Origin of the sequence: Novosphingobium sp., from assembly GCF_025351285.1 — a bacterium.
Taxonomy (GTDB): Bacteria; Pseudomonadota; Alphaproteobacteria; order Sphingomonadales; family Sphingomonadaceae; genus Novosphingobium.
This window is the reverse complement of record NZ_JANXWG010000097.1, coordinates 1-15,761: the sequence shown is the minus strand read 5'-3', so window position 1 is coordinate 15,761 and position 15,761 is coordinate 1. Positions and strand designations below refer to the sequence as shown.

The 15,761-nt window shown below is 64.8% G+C and carries 18 protein-coding genes; 6 read left to right on the top strand and 12 right to left on the bottom strand.

All coding sequences use genetic code 11. The features are described 5' to 3' along the window. Positions 1-69 precede the first annotated feature (69 nt). Complete coding sequence (purN, locus tag Q0R16_RS11815) at positions 70-1,023, bottom strand: phosphoribosylglycinamide formyltransferase (protein ID WP_295636098.1); 954 nt, start codon at positions 1,021-1,023, stop codon at positions 70-72. After that, entirely contained in the window at positions 1,016-2,119 is a 1,104-nt protein-coding gene (purM, locus tag Q0R16_RS11810; RefSeq protein WP_295636097.1) for a phosphoribosylformylglycinamidine cyclo-ligase, read from the bottom strand. The genes purN and purM overlap by 8 nt, the downstream gene beginning before the upstream one ends. 151 nt (positions 2,120-2,270) lie before the next feature. Here purM and Q0R16_RS11805 point away from each other — a divergent pair, with 151 nt between their 5' ends. The 4 genes from Q0R16_RS11805 (at position 2,271) to Q0R16_RS11790 (ending at position 5,365) form a co-directional block, all read left to right on the top strand. After that, on the top strand, positions 2,271-3,551 hold the full coding sequence (locus tag Q0R16_RS11805; RefSeq protein ID WP_295636096.1) for a heavy-metal-associated domain-containing protein: 1,281 nt from the start codon (positions 2,271-2,273) through the stop codon (positions 3,549-3,551). Next, positions 3,551-4,165 carry a DnaA/Hda family protein gene (locus Q0R16_RS11800; RefSeq protein ID WP_295636095.1) on the top strand — a complete coding sequence of 205 codons (615 nt, stop codon included), beginning with the start codon at positions 3,551-3,553 and terminating at the stop codon, positions 4,163-4,165. Before Q0R16_RS11805 ends, Q0R16_RS11800 begins: the two co-directional genes overlap by 1 nt. A gap of 70 nt (positions 4,166-4,235) precedes the next feature. After that, on the top strand, positions 4,236-4,952 hold the full coding sequence (epsC, locus tag Q0R16_RS11795) for a serine O-acetyltransferase EpsC (RefSeq protein WP_295636094.1): 717 nt from the start codon (positions 4,236-4,238) through the stop codon (positions 4,950-4,952). An 83-nt stretch (positions 4,953-5,035) separates the two neighbouring features. Further along, positions 5,036-5,365 (top strand): DUF2794 domain-containing protein, encoded by a 330-nt coding sequence (locus tag Q0R16_RS11790; RefSeq protein WP_295636100.1) that lies wholly within the window; start codon positions 5,036-5,038, stop codon positions 5,363-5,365. 15 nt (positions 5,366-5,380) lie between these two features. Here the strand turns inward: Q0R16_RS11790 and Q0R16_RS11785 are convergent, their stop codons facing one another. From Q0R16_RS11785 to pyrE, 10 genes are all read right to left on the bottom strand, one after another. Next, a complete protein-coding gene (locus Q0R16_RS11785; protein WP_295636093.1) occupies positions 5,381-5,809 on the bottom strand; it encodes a PaaI family thioesterase in 429 nt (142 codons plus the stop codon). Then, the gene (locus Q0R16_RS11780) at positions 5,806-6,237 is read right to left on the bottom strand and encodes a PaaI family thioesterase (RefSeq protein WP_295636099.1); all 432 of its coding nucleotides are present in this window, start codon (positions 6,235-6,237) and stop codon (positions 5,806-5,808) included. The genes Q0R16_RS11785 and Q0R16_RS11780 overlap by 4 nt, the downstream gene beginning before the upstream one ends. A 112-nt stretch (positions 6,238-6,349) precedes the next feature. Then, positions 6,350-6,769, bottom strand: coding sequence for a hypothetical protein (locus Q0R16_RS11775; RefSeq protein WP_295636092.1), 420 nt, complete (start codon positions 6,767-6,769; stop codon positions 6,350-6,352). A gap of 87 nt (positions 6,770-6,856) precedes the next feature. Continuing rightward, entirely contained in the window at positions 6,857-7,357 is a 501-nt protein-coding gene (gene ruvX / locus Q0R16_RS11770; RefSeq protein ID WP_295636091.1) for a Holliday junction resolvase RuvX, read from the bottom strand. Further along, positions 7,350-8,462 (bottom strand): DUF3089 domain-containing protein, encoded by a 1,113-nt coding sequence (locus tag Q0R16_RS11765; RefSeq protein ID WP_295636090.1) that lies wholly within the window; start codon positions 8,460-8,462, stop codon positions 7,350-7,352. Before Q0R16_RS11765 ends, ruvX begins: the two co-directional genes overlap by 8 nt. A 107-nt stretch (positions 8,463-8,569) precedes the next feature. After that, positions 8,570-9,829 (bottom strand): AI-2E family transporter, encoded by a 1,260-nt coding sequence (locus Q0R16_RS11760; protein ID WP_295636089.1) that lies wholly within the window; start codon positions 9,827-9,829, stop codon positions 8,570-8,572. After that, the gene (gene lepB / locus Q0R16_RS11755; protein WP_295636088.1) at positions 9,826-10,716 is read right to left on the bottom strand and encodes a signal peptidase I; all 891 of its coding nucleotides are present in this window, start codon (positions 10,714-10,716) and stop codon (positions 9,826-9,828) included. Before lepB ends, Q0R16_RS11760 begins: the two co-directional genes overlap by 4 nt. A 28-nt stretch (positions 10,717-10,744) precedes the next feature. Next, the gene (gene acpS, locus Q0R16_RS11750; RefSeq protein WP_295636087.1) at positions 10,745-11,161 is read right to left on the bottom strand and encodes a holo-ACP synthase; all 417 of its coding nucleotides are present in this window, start codon (positions 11,159-11,161) and stop codon (positions 10,745-10,747) included. Continuing rightward, entirely contained in the window at positions 11,158-11,916 is a 759-nt protein-coding gene (locus Q0R16_RS11745) for a pyridoxine 5'-phosphate synthase (protein ID WP_295636086.1), read from the bottom strand. Before Q0R16_RS11745 ends, acpS begins: the two co-directional genes overlap by 4 nt. Continuing rightward, a complete protein-coding gene (gene pyrE, locus Q0R16_RS11740) occupies positions 11,913-12,497 on the bottom strand; it encodes an orotate phosphoribosyltransferase (RefSeq protein ID WP_295636085.1) in 585 nt (194 codons plus the stop codon). The genes Q0R16_RS11745 and pyrE overlap by 4 nt, the downstream gene beginning before the upstream one ends. Positions 12,498-12,898: 401 nt before the next feature. Here pyrE and coxB point away from each other — a divergent pair, with 401 nt between their 5' ends. Continuing rightward, positions 12,899-13,918, top strand: coding sequence for a cytochrome c oxidase subunit II (gene coxB, locus Q0R16_RS11735; RefSeq protein WP_295636084.1), 1,020 nt, complete (start codon positions 12,899-12,901; stop codon positions 13,916-13,918). Positions 13,919-13,963: 45 nt separating this feature from the next. Beyond that, positions 13,964-15,652 carry a cytochrome c oxidase subunit I gene (gene ctaD, locus Q0R16_RS11730; RefSeq protein ID WP_295636083.1) on the top strand — a complete coding sequence of 563 codons (1,689 nt, stop codon included), beginning with the start codon at positions 13,964-13,966 and terminating at the stop codon, positions 15,650-15,652. Positions 15,653-15,761 lie beyond the last annotated feature (109 nt).

Below are 15,761 nucleotides of genomic sequence, written 5' to 3'. Positions count from 1 at the left end.
CGAGCGAAGTCGAGACTCGTCTGGCGTTGTGCGAGCGTGTCTCGACTTCGCTCGACACGAACGGATGGGTCAGAACTCGTCGATCGCGTCGAGGAACTTGGTGAGTTTCTTGGGCGCGATCGCCCGCCAACTGCGCTGGATGCGGGCGGCGATGTCGTCCCAGTCGGTGTCGCCCAGGTCGAGCCGGACACCGATCCAGTCGCTGCCGAAGTATTGGGGGCGGTAGTAGCGGGCTTCGTCGGCCTCGATCAGCGCCTGCTGTTCGTCGATGCCGCTGATCTTGACGAGCAGCGCGGTCTTGCCATCGCCGTGGTGATCGAGGCTGACCCAGGCGAACTTCTTGCCCTTGATCACGCCGAAGCAGGGCATCCCGTGGCTCAAGGTTTCCTCGGCCTCGGGCTGGGCCATGGCCAGGCTGCGGACCTGGCCGAGCAGCCACTGCGGATCGCGCGTGCGGCCGACCCAGGCCGAGAGCATGCGCGGGTAAAGCTGGTGCTCGGCAATCAGCACGCGCGCCGCCAGGGTGTCCGCGGTGTCGCCCGGCAGGATCGCCACCGGGGTCTGCCCAAGCACCGGACCATCGTCGAGTTCGGCGGTGACGAGGTGGACCGAACAGCCGCCGTGGTTGTCGCCCGCCTCGATCGCGCGGGCATGGGTGTGGAGGCCCTTGTAGGCGGGCAGCAGCGAGGGGTGGACGTTCAGCATCCGCTCCTCCCAGCCGTTGACGAATGCCGGGGTTAGGATGCGCATGTAGCCGGCCAGCGCGACGAATTGCGCACCGCTGCTGCGGATTGCGGCGTCCATCGCGGCATCGTGGTCGGCGCGGGCCATGCCTTTGTGGGGCAGGGCGAAAGTGGGCACGCCCTCGGCTGCGGCCAGTTTCAAACCGGCGGCATCGGGGTTGTTCGAGGCGACCAGCACGATCTCGTAGCCGCAAGTCTCGGCCCGGCTGGCGTAAAGCAGCGCCGCCATGTTGGTGCCGCTGCCCGAGATCAGGACGGCGACTTTGGCGCGCTCAGGCAAGATGTGAGGCTTCCCACGCTGCGCGCGCCGACCAGGCCTCGGCGCTGCCGCTGACGGTGCAGCCGCGCGGACCTGGCTCGATCGCGCCGATGCGGTGGACGATTTCGTTAGCCTCGATCAGCGCAGCGGTCACCGCGTCGACCTCGTCAGCAGCCACCGCGAGCACCATGCCCACGCCGCAGTTGAACGTCCGCGCCATTTCGCCCGGCTCTATGTTGCCCTGCGCCTGAAGGAACGCCATCAAGCGCGGTTGTTCCCACGCATCGGCATCGATCCGCGCATGAAGTCCCGCCGGCAGCACGCGCGGCACGTTTTCGAGCAAGCCTCCGCCGGTGATGTGCGCCAATGCGTGAATCCTGCCGCCTCGAATCAGCGGCAGCAGCGGCTTCACGTAGATCCGCGTCGGCTCGATCAGCCAATCGATCAGCAACCGTTCGGGATCGAACAGCGCAGGCCGGTTCAGCTTCCAGCCCTTGTCCGCCGCCAATCGCCGCACCAGCGAATAGCCATTCGAATGCACGCCCGATGACGCGACGCCGAGCAGCACGTCGCCAGCGGCAACCTTGGTGCCGTCAAGCTGCTCGCCACGTTCGACCGCGCCCACCGAGAAGCCGGCGAGATCGTAATCGCCCGCAGCATACATCCCCGGCATTTCAGCCGTTTCGCCGCCGATCAGCGCGCAGCCGGCCTGGCGGCACCCTTCGGCAATGCCCGCGATCACGCGTTCGGCGACGCCGTTGTCGAGCTTGCCGGTGGCGAAATAATCCAGGAAGAACAGCGGCTCTGCGCCTTGAACGATCAGATCGTTGACGCACATCGCGACCAGGTCGATGCCCACGGTATCGTGCCGATCATGCTCGATCGCCAGTTTCAGCTTGGTGCCCACGCCGTCGTTGGCCGCCACCAGCAGCGGATCGGTGTAACCCGCACCGCGCGGATCGAAGAAGCCGCCGAACCCACCGAGGTCGGGGGTCGATCCCGGCCGCGCGGTAGACTTGGCCAACGGGCCGATCGCCTTGACCAGCGCGTTGCCCATGGCGATCGAAACGCCGGCCGATTCATAGCTATAGCTTTTGGGAGGGGGTGTCTGGCTCATCGGAAAAAACGCGTAACCGTTTAACGCTTGGATTTCCATGCCCGTTTGGGCAAAAGCGCGCCCGAACCCCTGCGTAAGCCTGCGAAGGTTGGTGGGGAGGGCCGGGAATGGCCCAATTGAAAGGGTTGCAGTGCTGTCTTTGCAATTGCCGATGCGGGCCGGAGGATCGCGCAAGCGTGTGGCGTTGCTCGCGTTCGGTCTGCTTTCTGCGCTGGCGCTGGGGCTTGGCGGCAAGGCGCTTGTCGCGCAGATCGAGGGCGAACGCGGGATTGCGCCTGTCGCCACCACAGGCGAATTCGAAGTGTCGGACATCCAGGTCGACGAAAAGGGCGACAACGCCGAGGACGCGCGCGCCAATGGCTGGAAGGCGGCCGAGCGCAAGGCCTACGAAAAGCTGCTCGCGCAGAACGGCGGCACCGGTTCGCTCGGCGACGATGCGATCGAGGCGATGGTCTCGGCGATCGAAGTGCAAAAGGAAGAACTGGCGCCGCACCGCTACATTGCCACGCTGACGGTGGTGTTCGACCGCGAGCGCGCGGGTGCCTATATCGGCGCTTCGGCGGGCCGCGCGCATTCTGCGCCGCTGCTGGTGATCCCGGTGATGGAATCGGGCGGCGCGCAATCGGTGTTCGAAACGCGCACCGCCTGGCAGCGCGCCTGGGCCGAATTTCATGCCGACCAAAGCGTGATCGACTATGTTCGTCCCAATGGTGGCAATGCCGATTCGCTGCTGCTGACGGCCGGGCAGATCGACCGTCGCAGCCGCACCTGGTGGCGATCGGTGCTAGACGGATTCAATGCTTCGGGTGTGCTGATCCCGGTCGCGCGGATCGAACGGCAGTGGCCGGGCGGGCCGGTCCAGGTGACTTTCACTGCGCGCTATGGTCCCGATAACAAGTACCTGGGCAGCGCCACCTTGACCGCGAAGGACGAAGCCGCGCTGCCGCAGACCCTGGCCGAAGGGGTCCGCCGGCTCGATGCGTTCTATGCGCAGGCGCTCGGCGCCGGCCTGCTCGCGCCCGATGCTTCGCTCAACGTTGGCACCGCGATCGATCCGGCATTGATCGATGCCGTCCTCGACCGTGCCGGCTTGACCGCGCAGAAGGTCAAGGCAGCCACTGCCTCTGCCGCGGCCACTACGCCGGGCGCCATTGCCGGCGGCGTGCCGGGCGAAGCCGCGGTGCCGCAAGCGGCGCCGGTAACCTACACCGTGCAGTTCGCGACGCCCGATGCCGATGCGGTCGATGCCGGCACCGCGATCGTGCGATCGATTGCCGGCGTGAAATCTGCCGGCACGACCAGCCTGGCGATCGGCGGCACATCGGTGATGCGCGTGACGTATGCCGGCCCGATCGATGGCTTGGCAGATGCGCTGCGCGCGCGCGGGTTCAAGGTGACGGTCGGCTCGGGCGCGCTCAGCATCCGGCGCTAATGCGCCAGATTCCGCTTCCGCTGGGGACGGCGCGCGAAGCCGACCGGATCGTGCTGGGTGCGTCGCTGCAACCGGTGCTCGATGCACTGGCCGCGCCTGCTGGCTGGCCGTTCGGCACGGCTCTGCTGACCGGTCCGCCGCGCTCGGGCAAAAGCCTGCTCGCCCGCTGGTTCGCGGCCAGCCATTCGGGTGCCGAAGTGATCGATCCGGCCGATGCGCTGGCCGAAGATGCTTTGTTCCATCGCTGGAACCGCGCGCAAGCCGACGCTCAGCCGCTGCTGCTGGTGAGTGGACGCGTGCCGGGGGCGTGGCAGATTGCGCTGCCCGACTTGCGTTCGCGGCTGGGCGCGGCGCTCCATATCGAAATTCCGGCGCCCGATGATGAACTGCTGGCGGGCCTGATCGAGGAACATGCATCGCGGCGCGGGCTGACTTTGGGGCCCGACGTGCTGGCCTACATTTTGCCGCGGATCGAACGCAGCCATGCCGAAACCGAGGCGCTGGTCGAAACAATCGACCGGCTGAGCCTTGAGCGCAAGGCCAGCGTCACCATATCGCTGGCCAGGGACGCGCTGGCGGACCGCGGTGGCGAATGGCAACCACGGCTGCTTTAGACGACAAGGCGTGGGCCGAAACGGGTGGTGTACTTGCCATGGTCGGCCGAACGTGGAAGGATTAGCGGGCATGTTCGATCGATTGATCGCCTTTCTGGATTCGATCCACGCGCGCGATCCGGCCCCGCGTTCGCGCTGGGAGATCCTGTTGTACCCGGGAGTTCTGGCGCTCGGAATGCATCGGCTGGCGCATTGGCTGTTCGGTGGACGGATGTTCTTCCTGGCGCGGCTGGTCAACCATGTCTCACGCTTCCTCACTGCGATCGACATTCATCCAGGCGCGACGATCGGGCGGCACCTGTTCATCGACCATGGCTTTACCGTGATTGGTGAAACTGCGCAGATCGGCGATAACGTCACTATTTATCAGTGCGTTACCCTTGGTGGCACCAATCCCTCCAATGGCGTGCCGGGCAAGCGCCACCCGACGCTGCTCGACAACGTAATCGTGGGTTCGGGCGCGCAGATCCTGGGGCCGATCACGGTGGGCCAGCGCGCGCGCATCGGCGCCAATGCTGTCGTGACCGACGATGTGCCCGAAGGCGCGACGATGGTCGGGCTCAAGGCGCGATCGACGCTGGTCCCGGTCGAGCAGTGGTTGCGTGACTTCGTCCCGTACGGCACGCCGTGCAAGGAACCGTGCGAGCCGGCGTCGGGCACGGCGCGGATCGAGGAAATCGAGGCCGAACTCGTCGCGTTGCGCGAAGAAGTGGCGCAAATGCGCGCAGCAACGCGCGAAAACGCCACCGGAGACGCACCCGCACCACGCCGGCGGGGGCGCAACTGAGCACGTTCATCGGCAGCGAAGGGCCGGCTGTGGACAGCGCGGGCCAACCGATCGGCACCGGCCCCAACGCGGCCAATGCCAACGTGGTCGCCTTTCCGCCGCGCGCTCCGCTCCAGGTGGGGTTCGATCGGCTGGAACTGATGCATATTCTCGGTCTCTACGGGCGAATGGTCGCGGCCGGGCAATGGCGTGATTATGCGATGGATTTTGCGCGCGATTCCGCCAGCTTCTGCGCTTTTCGCCGCACCGCTGAACGCCCGACCGCGCGGGTCGAGAAGCGGCCGGCGCTGCGCAACCGCCAAGGCATGTGGACGCTGTACGGGGAGGGCGGGCAAGTGTTGAAGCGCGGGCACGACCTGGTCGGGGTGCTGTTCCCGATCGAGCGCAAGCTGCTGAAAGTGGTCGAGGGTTAGCCCGCCACCACGGCCTTACTCTCTAGGTTCTGCCAGCAGAATATTCATCCACGCTTCGGCCACGGGCTTGGCGCGGTCCGTCTGCCAGGCCTCTGCGGTAACATTGGCAATGCGGCGGCCGGCCCGGGTGACGCGGCCTACGGCATAGCAGCGCTGGAGCGTGGCGCCGCGCAAGAATTCGATGCTGACGTTGACCGGCTTGAGGCGCTTTGTTTCATTGCGGCTGCCGAGTTCGGCATGGAGCGCCAGGATTGCAGCCATTTCAAGCAGTCCGCTCAACGCGCCGCCGTGGACGAACCCTGGCCGGCCGAGCGTGCGCGAATCGGGGTCGAGCGCCATCAGCGGGGCACCGTCCTGGATGCCGATGATCTCGATACCCAAAGTGCGCGCGTAAGGCGGCAGGCGGTCTCTGAACCGGGCCAGCAGCGCTGCATTATCGTTCATGAAGGCCACGCTGTGCGCATGAATATGCCCGCGGCGTGCGCTATCGGGTCGGACGGATCACCATCGTGCGCGATTGCCCGCACAAAGCTCATCGAGCGCTTGGTGGCGTAGCATTCGGCGTGCGCGATGACTGTTTCGCCCGGCTTGGCGGCGCGCAAGTAGTCGATCCTCAGATCGAGTGTGGCTTGCGGTACGAAACGCTTCTTGCGGGTCCATACCGAGAGCGACGTCGCGTTGTCGAGCAGGCTGATGATCGGACCCGATGCAAGCACGCCACTGGCCTCATCGCCCACGAGGTCTGCCCGCCACGGCAGTGCGATTTCGACCCAGTCTGGCCCATGCGCGTGATAAGTCAGGCCGATGAAGCCGCCGTGGCCGTGCCCGCTCATGATGCGGATGGCCATTTCCGGGTTGAACGGCCCGGTCATGGCGTCGATGGTCGGCGGCAGTGCTGCTGGGCCAGAGGCGGGGATATCCATGCAGCGGTGTCCTGCCGGGGGCTGGGACGTGTGGCAATCTCAAAGTTATCGGTGCGGCTGTTCAGGCCGGCTTGCCGGTCTTGAGCCACGCGAGCGCCAGCGGGACCACCATGACAGCGGCGAAAAGCGCGGGCATCGGAAACAGCCAGCGCGCAGCGATCCCGACCGAGGCCACCCCGGACAGCACAAACGCCGCAATCATCGGCCGGACAAGCGCAGCATCGCGTTCCGCCACAGTGGCGATCTGCCATAGCAGCACAGCTTGCAAAAGCATGCCGATCGACAGTGACCAGCCGAAGCCCATGAAGAAATCGAGGTACGAGCGGCGCACGCCCATCACCAGAAAGCGGACGGCACCCATGTTGGCAAGCACGGCATTGCCGCCCATCGGCGACCACTGGCTGAGTCCGCCGAGCGAATGGCCCAGCGCGAAGACGCACGATATCACCGATGCGATCCGCAACAGCAGCTTTGGCGTCACCTACCCGAATCCCCTCGTGCGCAGACGATTCTGGCGATAGCTACCTCACGCTGGCGGTGCCATATCTATTGCGGCGGCATCGGATGCTTAAAGCACCGCGCCCGACAGGGCGTCGATCGCGGCCTGGAGGATCATCGCGGCGGCGGCGGAATCAATGCGGTCGACCCGCTTGGCGCGGCTCATGTCCTGTTCGATCAGCGCGCGGGTTGCGGCCTGCGTTGTCCAGCGTTCGTCCCACAGCAGGATCGGCAGGCCCAGGTCCGCCAGGTTGCGCGCCATCGCGCGTGCCGCCTGCGCGCGCGGGCCTTCGCTGGCGTCCATGTTGAGCGGCAGGCCCATGACGATGCCCTTGACCGCGCGCTCCGCGATCAATCGGGCGAGCGTGGCCTTGTCGACCGTGAACTTGCCGCGGCGGATGGTCTTGCCGGCGCCGGCAAAGCGCCACCCGGCATCGCTGATTGCGGTGCCGATGGTCTTGGTGCCCGGATCGAGCCCGAGCAGCACACCGCCATGGGGGAGGCTTGCGCGAAAGTCGGCAATGCGCGTGGTGATCACACCTTTCGCAAGAGTTTCAGTCGGTTCAGTCATGCGGGGTGCTGCGTTCAAGTCCTGGGGGCGGGCCTTGCGGAGAGCCTTGTGGCCGGTGATCCCGGCCCAAGTACCATGCAGCTTCACGTCGCGCGACATCGGCGCGCAAGTTCGCCCAGAACAGGGGAATGTCGTAGGCGGTGTAATTGTTGCCCGGCAGGACATAGCCGCCGAGCTGGAGTGGCTTGCCGATGATCAGCAGCCCTTGTGCATCGCAGCGCGCTGGAACCAGTTGCCCGGCAAGTGCCCCTCCGGTCATCGCTGAATTGGGCATCAGTGCCCCCAGGTTGGCAGAGGCCGGGGCCGTTGGTGAAGCACCACCGGTCAAGGGATTGGTGCACAAATAAGGTGGCTCGGCGATGCGCCCGCTGATCGGCCCGAGGTTGCGAATTGCGGCGCCGAGTTCTCCCAGATCGGCCGGTTCGGCAAAGCTGACATAGCTTATCAGGCAGCCGGCCTGATCGGGGCCGGTGCACGCGGCAATGCCGAATTCGCGTTGCACCTCGCCCTTCGAGACGGGCCAGCCGATCGCATAAACCCCGATGATGCGTGCTGCGAGCGCGCGGTCGGCCGCGCGTTCGTGCAGGATCCGCAGCAGGAGCAACGCGCCCTGATTGTGCCCGGCCAGAATGATCGGCCGATCAGCAGGTTGCGCGGCCAGGAAGGCTTCGAATGCCTGCCGCACGTCGCCAAAGGCTACGTCGATCGCGGCGCGTGCGCTTGGCGTCGGGCTGAGGAACGCGCCGATCACGGCTTGGCGGTACATCGGAGCCCAAACCAGGCTGCGGTTGAACGGGCTCGCCATCAAGCCAAGGAACAGTTTGTCACGCGCGCGCCGATCGCGTCCGTCGCGATCGTCCAGCGTGTCGTTCCAGTGGCTGCTGGCAAAGCTGGTGGTCGTCGGCACGAAAAACACCGCGGCGCGCGACGGTGGAGCCGGGGGGGCGATCCAGCCATCGGGCAACAATCCGGACGTATCGTCCGCGCGCCTGCGGCCCCGGGCATCTGGACGCGCCAGCCACAGCGTGTCTGAAACATAAGCTCCGGCCGGCAGCGGTGGCGGTGCGGTAAAGGCGTTGCGCGGGATGAAGGCGAGGGCGAGCAAATCGCTTGACCACCCAATGACCACGACGGATGCAGTCAGCGTGAGAACGAGCAGAAGTGCAATTGCTGCGATGAACTTGGACCAGACCGCAACCATCGAGCTATCGTTCAGCTTATCTCGGGCGCTGCGGTTGCAACGCGGCGGTCTGATGGAGGATCGCCCCGACCGGACGGCTGATCGTTGCGTTCGGGCTGATCGTTGCGTTCAGGCTGATCGTTGCGTTCCGACTGCCGTTCGAGCGCGATCTTGAGCATCAGCACGATCGGATCGGCTAGCACCAGCCCCAGCAGGCCGAACAGCACGCCCATGATCAACTGCGCGCCCAGCACCAGCGCGGGCGCCAGATCGGCGGTGCGGCGGGCCACCATCGGCACGATGATGTAGCCATCGACCGTCTGGACCACCAGGTACACCACCGCGCAGTAGATCCCCATGCTGGTTCCGCCCGAGAAACCGACCAGGATCATCAAGGCGCCCGAGATCGGCGCACCGATGTTGGGCAGGAACGCCAGCATACACGTCAGGATGCCCAGCAGCGCTGCCATCGGCACCCCGTAAAGCGCCAGAAGCACGCCCACCGCGACGCCTTCGACAACCATCCCCAGCACGCGCCCGAACAACAGCATGCGCAAACTGCGGCCCATGCGCGTGAGCGTGATCTGGAAGCTGGCGCGTTCGTTCAGCGGCAGCATCCACGCCACCCCGCGCTGGTACAGCCGGGGTTCCATCGCGAGATAGACGCCCAGGATCAGGATCAGGAACAGCGTCGTCACCCCGCCGAGCAGGCCGCCCAGCACCGTGGTCAGCGAGCCGACGCCGCCGATCGCCTGCTGCGCCACGCTGCCGAAGTCGGTCTTCCCGAAGGTAATGCCGTGCGCCCGACCCCAGTCGAGCAGGCGATGGACCTGCAAGTTGACCACCGCAGGCATCTGCGCGGCCTGGTCGGTGATCTGGTTGCCCGCGAACATCACCAGCCACACCAGGAACGACACCGCAAAGAACAGCACCAGCCCGATCCGCACCGCCCGGCCAACGTGGAGCACGCGCCCGAGCAGCCGCGCACCGCCATCGACCAGCGCGGCGAAGACGATCCCGCCGAAGATCACCAGCAGCGGCTGCGACAGCACGACCACCAGCGCGGCCAAGGCGACCACCGCAACCCAGGTGGCCGCGCGCTTGGCTTCGGTGATGACCAGGCGGTCGCTGAAATCGGTGGGCCCGGTCGAGGCCAACGTGTGCCGGCGCGGCGGGGCGGGCTGTCCGGGCGCGGCGTCGGCTGCGCGGATGCGGTCGCCTTCGCTTTCCGGTGCGCTCGGCTCCTCCGAATGTCCCGAAGCGTCGGCGTTGCTGTCGAACCGGTCGGTCATGGCTCCGTTTTGCGCGTTTGGTGCTCGGGGTGCAAGCTTGCGCCGGCGCGATAGCCGCGCAGCGCGCTCCACCAGGTCAGCGGGTTGAGCGTTTCGCTGCCGTCGAGCGAAAACGTCAGGAATTCGGCGCGACCACCGATGTCGGACAACGGCACCGGGCCACCGAGACCTTGTTCGGCCAGCGGTGCGCGGCTGTCTGCCGAATGGTCGCGATTGTCACCCATCAGGAACAGATGGCCGGCGGGGATAACGGTTTCGGGAAAGTTGTCGAGCGGCTGTTCCATGTGATCGATGATCCGGTAACTTGCGCCATTGGGCATCGTTTCGCGGCGGATCGGCAATTCACAGAATTCCTGGCCGTTCGCCACGCGATAGCGCAACCCGGGAAAGGTATGGCCATCGCACGGCTGGTTTTCATCCACCGGCAATTCGAGTGGCTTTTCCGAGACTTGCGGCACGGGCTTGTGATTGAGGATGATCTGGCCATCGATCACTTCGATCGTATCGCCGGGCCGTCCGACCACGCGCTTGATATAGTCCTGGTCCTGCCCGCGTGGCACCACGATCACCACGTCGCCATATTGCGGCGTGGCGCCCAGCAGCCGCCAGGTGCCGCGGTGAGCGAAGTGGAACGAGATCGACGACCAGTTCCAGCCATAGGGGTACTTGCTGACGATCAGCCGATCACCCACCAGCAGCCCCGGCATCATCGAGATCGACGGGATGTAGAACGGCTTGGCGATGAAGCTGTGGAATCCGATGACCGCCAGCAGCATCAGCACAAGGCCGCGCAATTCGCTCCACCAGTCGACCGGATCGCGCGCCGGGGTGGCGGGCTTGCGCGGGGCACTGACGGCTGCGGCATCACGCTCTTGGTCGTCGATCACGCCGCGCGCTCCGCGAAGCTGCGCGCGTTCATGATGTGCGCTCCGCGAAGCTGCGCGCCTCTATAACTATAAACGCTTGCGCCCAGGGATGGTCGTCGGTCAACGTCAGGTGGACCACGGCCTCGTAACCCGCAGGCGTGATCGCCGCGAGCCGCGCCGCTGCGCCGCCAGAAAGCGCCAATGTCGGCGCGCCCGACTTGGCATTGACCACGCCGATGTCCTTCATGAACACCCCCGCCTTGAACCCGGTGCCCACCGCCTTGGAGAACGCCTCCTTCGCCGCGAAACGCTTGGCCAGCGTGCCTGCCTTGGTGAACGGGCGCCGCGCCGCCTTCGCGCGTTCGACTTCGGTGAACACGCGCAGTTCGAACCGTTCGCCGAAGCGGTCGAGCGAAGCCTGGATGCGCTCGATGTTGCAGAGGTCGGAACCGATGGCGAGGATCACCGCGCATCATCCATCAAATCGCGCATCCGCCTGACGCTGGCATCGAGCCCGACGAAAATCGACTCGCCGATTAGATAGTGCCCGATATTCAGTTCGGCCAGTTGCGGGATCGCCGCGATCGGGCTCACGTTTTCATATGTCAGCCCGTGCCCGGCGTGCGGTTCGATCCCGTTCTTCACGGCGAGCGCGGCCATGTCAGTTATGCGGCGCAATTCGATTGCAACCTGGTCGTCTTCAGCGTGCGCATATTCTCCGGTGTGCAATTCGACCACCGGCGCGCCGAGCCGCATTGCCGCTTCGATCTGCACCGGATCGGGCGCGATGAACAGGCTGACGCGCACGCCCGCATCGACCAGACGCGATACGATCGGCGCGAGCCGGTTGTGCTGCCCGGCGGCATCGAGGCCGCCCTCGGTGGTGCGTTCCTCGCGCCGTTCGGGCACGATGCACGCGGCGTGCGGGCGGAATCGCAGCGCGATTTCGAGCATTTCGTCGGTGGCGGCCATCTCAAGGTTGAGCGGCAACCCGGTGGCTTCGATCACGCGCGCCAGGTCATCATCGCGGATGTGGCGCCGGTCTTCGCGCAAATGCACGGTCAGCCCGTCGCCGCCCGCGGCCGCGACGATCTGCGCGGCACGGACTGGATCGGGATGATTGCCGCCGCGCGCGTTGCGGATCGTGGCGACATGGTCGATGTTTACCCCAAGACGCAGGCGGGGTGCGCTCCGTTCTTTCTGCGTATGCTGCAAGGTCATGGCTTGGTCCTGCTGCCCGGCTTGGTGACGGGTACGGCGGCCAGGGCGGCCGGCACGTCGTCTGGTGCGTATGTCGGGAAGTTCAACGCGACCAGCGCGTGAAAGGGCACGCCCAGATCGACCGACCCCGCTGACCGATCGACCAACGCCGCAGCCGCGATCACTTCGCCGCCCGCCGCCTCGATCGCGGCAATCGCCTCCCGGCTCGAAAGCCCGGTGGTCACCACGTCCTCGACCATCAGCACCTTGTCACCGGGATTAAGTGCAAAGCCGCGGCGGAATTCGAAGGTGCCGGTCGGACGTTCGACGAACAGCGCCTCCACGCCCAGCGCACGGCCCATTTCATGCCCGATGATCAACCCGCCCATCGCCGGCGAGACGACTCTGGTGATCTGCTGGCGCGCATCGCGGGGCAGGCGCTTGGCCAGCGCCTCTGCCAGCCGGCTCGCGCGCATCGGGTCCATCAGAACCCTTGCGCACTGCAGGTAATGGGCCGAATGTCGCCCCGACGAGAGCAGGAAATGCCCTTCAAGCAGCGCCTGGCAGCCACGAAATTCGGCGAGCACGTCTTCGTCTTGCATGAGATCCCCGTTGGAACAGCGTGTGGCGTCGTGAATGTTGTCGGCATTTGGCGCCATGCGATTGCCGCCTTGGCCATGTGGTCTTTATCCGGTGGTCTTCAACAGAACTGCCCGCAGTCTAAAGGGCAATCTGCCAAGAGCCCAAAAGCACTGCCGAATCGGCATCAGCCGGCGTTTTACAATGCCGATAAATGGGCTTCGCATGGGTGCTTGGCTCCTGCTCAATATTCCCCTAGAGGCGCTTGAGACTGCGGGCAAGCGGGCGTATAGGCCATTTGTTCAACGAATTAATGGGGCATCGGCACGGGTAAGACAAACCCATGCCCGCACAGGGAAAAACGGAACAACCGACGATGAGTCTTGTTGCAAACGCCCGCGCTATGGGCAGAACCTTTGGATCCATGGCCTTTGGCCTCGGCGCGGCTTTGGCCCTGACCGGCGCCCTGGTCGCAGCGCCACAAGTGCTGGCGCAGGCTGCGCCCGCCGCAGCGGCGCCGGTTGCGCCTGTAGCGGTTACCGAACCCGCTGCAACGAAGGCGACATCTCCTGCAGCCAATGACAATTCTGCCGCTGGTGCAGATGTTTACGTGCCGGCCAAGCCCGTCGCAGGCGTCGGCATGCCGACCGCTCGCGCTTATGGCTTCCAGACGCAGTTTTCGCCCGTCGGCCACGAAGCGTTGGCGATGCACAACGCGATCCTGATGCCGATCATCGTTGCCATCACGTTGTTCGTGCTGGGGCTGATGCTTTACGTGATGGTTCGCTTCCGCCGGGCTCGCAATCCCGTGGCTTCGAAAAATGCGCACAACACCGTGATCGAAGTGGTGTGGACGCTGCTGCCCGTGCTGATTCTGGTGTTTGTTGCGGTCCCTTCGATCCGGCTGCTTGCCGCGCAATACAAGGCTCCGCCAAAGAACGCGCTGACCGTGAAGGCGACCGGCTACCAGTGGTATTGGGGCTACACCTATTCGGACAATGGCGGGTTCGAGGTCATCTCGAACATGTTGACCCCGGAAGAAGCGCTCAAGCGTGGCGAACCGCAGCAGCTTGGCGCCGACAAGCGGATGGTCGTGCCTTACGGTGAACCGATCCGGCTGCAGACAACGGGTTCGGACGTGATCCACTCGTTCGCGATGCCATCGTTGTGGTTCAAGCTCGACGCGGTGCCAGGCAAGATCAATGAACGGCTGCTGTTCATCGAAAAGCCCGGCGTTTATTACGGTCAGTGCTCCGAACTGTGCGGTGCCCGCCACGCCTTCATGCCGATCGTGATCGAAGCGGTCAGCCGGCCGGTGTTCAACGCATGGCTCAAGGCCAATGGCGGAACGGTTGCCAGTTCGAAGGACGCCAAACCCGGCACCGTCACGGCTGTGGCATCACCTGCAGCAGCACCCGCCGTGGCCGCTAAGCCTAGTGCCTGATTTTTGGGCCTGATTACAACTTTCAAAACCTGAGGTTCGACCGACATGGCTTCCACCGCGGCTCCCGAGAGCTTCCAGGCGCATCACGACGATCATGCGCACGATCATGACCACAAGCCGAGTTTCTTCGCGCGTTGGTTCATGTCGACCAATCACAAGGACATCGGTACGCTCTACCTGATTTTCGCGATATTCGCGGGGATCATCGGTGGCGCAATTTCGGGCATCATGCGCGCCGAACTCGCGCACCCTGGCATCCAGTACCTCGGCTTCTGGACCAACGTGATCGGCGGCAACGGCGCCGATCTCAACCAGACGCTCCACACCTGGAACGTGATGATCACCGCCCACGGCCTGATCATGGTGTTCTTCATGGTCATGCCCGCGATGATCGGCGGCTTCGGCAACTGGTTCGTCCCGATCATGATCGGCGCGCCCGACATGGCCTTCCCGCGGATGAACAACATCTCGTTCTGGATGACCGTGGCCGGCTTCTGCAGCCTGATGATTTCTCCATTCGTGCCGGGCGGCACCGGCCATGGCGCCGGCGTCGGCTGGACTGTCTACGCTCCGCTGTCCACCAGCGGGTCGGTTGGCCCAGCGGTCGATTTCGCGATTTTCTCGCTCCACCTTGCGGGTGCGGCGTCGATCATGGGCGCGATCAATTTCATCACTACCATCTTCAACATGCGCGCACCGGGGATGACCCTGCACAAGATGCCGCTGTTCGTGTGGTCGGTGCTGGTGACCGCGTTCCTGCTGCTGCTGGCGCTGCCGGTGCTGGCTGCGGCGATCACCATGTTGATCACCGATCGCAACTTCGGCACCACTTTCTTCGACGCCACCGGCGGCGGCGATCCGGTGCTCTACCAGCACTTGTTCTGGTTCTTCGGCCACCCCGAAGTCTACATCATGATCCTGCCCGGTTTCGGCATGATCAGCCAGATCATCTCGACCTTCTCGAAGAAGCCGGTGTTCGGTTACCTCGGCATGGCATACGCGATGGTAGCGATCGGCGTGGTCGGGTTCGTCGTGTGGGCGCACCACATGTACACCACCGGGCTTTCGCAGGACGTGAAGGTCTATTTCACCGCCGCAACGATGGTCATCGCTGTCCCCACCGGCATCAAGATCTTTTCGTGGATCGCAACGATGTGGGGCGGCAGCCTTACCTTCAAGAGCCCGATGGTCTGGGCGCTGGGCTTCATTTTCCTGTTCACCGTCGGCGGCGTGACCGGCGTGGTGCTCGCCAACGGTGGCATCGACGACAACCTCCAGGACACCTATTACGTGGTGGCGCACTTCCACTACGTGCTGTCGCTGGGCGCGGTCACCTCGCTTTTCGCCGGGTTTTACTACTGGTTCCCTAAGATGTGCGGGCGGATGCACTCGGAATTTCTGGCGCACCTTCACTTCGCGATCTTCTTCGTGGGCGTGAACCTGATTTTCTTCCCGATGCACTTCCTGGGTGCGAACGGCATGCCGCGCCGCTACCCCGATTACACCCCGGCGTTCGAGTACTGGAACACGATCGCATCGCACGGCTACGAGATTACTATCGTCAGCATGTTCGTGTTCTTCGCCAACATCATCTACACGCTGTCGATGGGCAAGAAGGCCGAAGGCAACTATTGGGGCGAAGGCGCCACGACGCTGGAGTGGACGCTGTCCTCGCCGCCGCCGTTCCACCAGTTCGAAACGCTGCCTGTGATCGACGACGCCGCGCATCACTGAGTAAACTTTGATTGATCGAGTACCAGCACCCCGGTGGAAACGCCGGGGTGTTCTGGTTTTAGGGCTTTGCAGAAGTGGAGCCTCCGGCGGGCAAGGGACTGAGTCCCTT

Coding starts and splice junctions, on each gene's coding strand:
- purM (WP_295636097.1), bottom strand. CDS start 2,119: ATGAGCCAGACACCCCCTCCCAAAAGCTATAGCTATGAATCGGCCGGC.
- Q0R16_RS11760 (WP_295636089.1), bottom strand. CDS start 9,829: ATGACCGACCGGTTCGACAGCAACGCCGACGCTTCGGGACATTCGGAG.
- epsC (WP_295636094.1), top strand. CDS start 4,236: ATGTTCGATCGATTGATCGCCTTTCTGGATTCGATCCACGCGCGCGAT.
- coxB (WP_295636084.1), top strand. CDS start 12,899: ATGGCCTTTGGCCTCGGCGCGGCTTTGGCCCTGACCGGCGCCCTGGTC.
- Q0R16_RS11780 (WP_295636099.1), bottom strand. CDS start 6,237: ATGACCGGGCCGTTCAACCCGGAAATGGCCATCCGCATCATGAGCGGG.
- ruvX (WP_295636091.1), bottom strand. CDS start 7,357: ATGACTGAACCGACTGAAACTCTTGCGAAAGGTGTGATCACCACGCGC.
- Q0R16_RS11800 (WP_295636095.1), top strand. CDS start 3,551: ATGCGCCAGATTCCGCTTCCGCTGGGGACGGCGCGCGAAGCCGACCGG.
- Q0R16_RS11745 (WP_295636086.1), bottom strand. CDS start 11,916: ATGACCTTGCAGCATACGCAGAAAGAACGGAGCGCACCCCGCCTGCGT.
- pyrE (WP_295636085.1), bottom strand. CDS start 12,497: ATGCAAGACGAAGACGTGCTCGCCGAATTTCGTGGCTGCCAGGCGCTG.
- Q0R16_RS11785 (WP_295636093.1), bottom strand. CDS start 5,809: ATGAACGATAATGCAGCGCTGCTGGCCCGGTTCAGAGACCGCCTGCCG.
- Q0R16_RS11805 (WP_295636096.1), top strand. CDS start 2,271: ATGCGGGCCGGAGGATCGCGCAAGCGTGTGGCGTTGCTCGCGTTCGGT.
- ctaD (WP_295636083.1), top strand. CDS start 13,964: ATGGCTTCCACCGCGGCTCCCGAGAGCTTCCAGGCGCATCACGACGAT.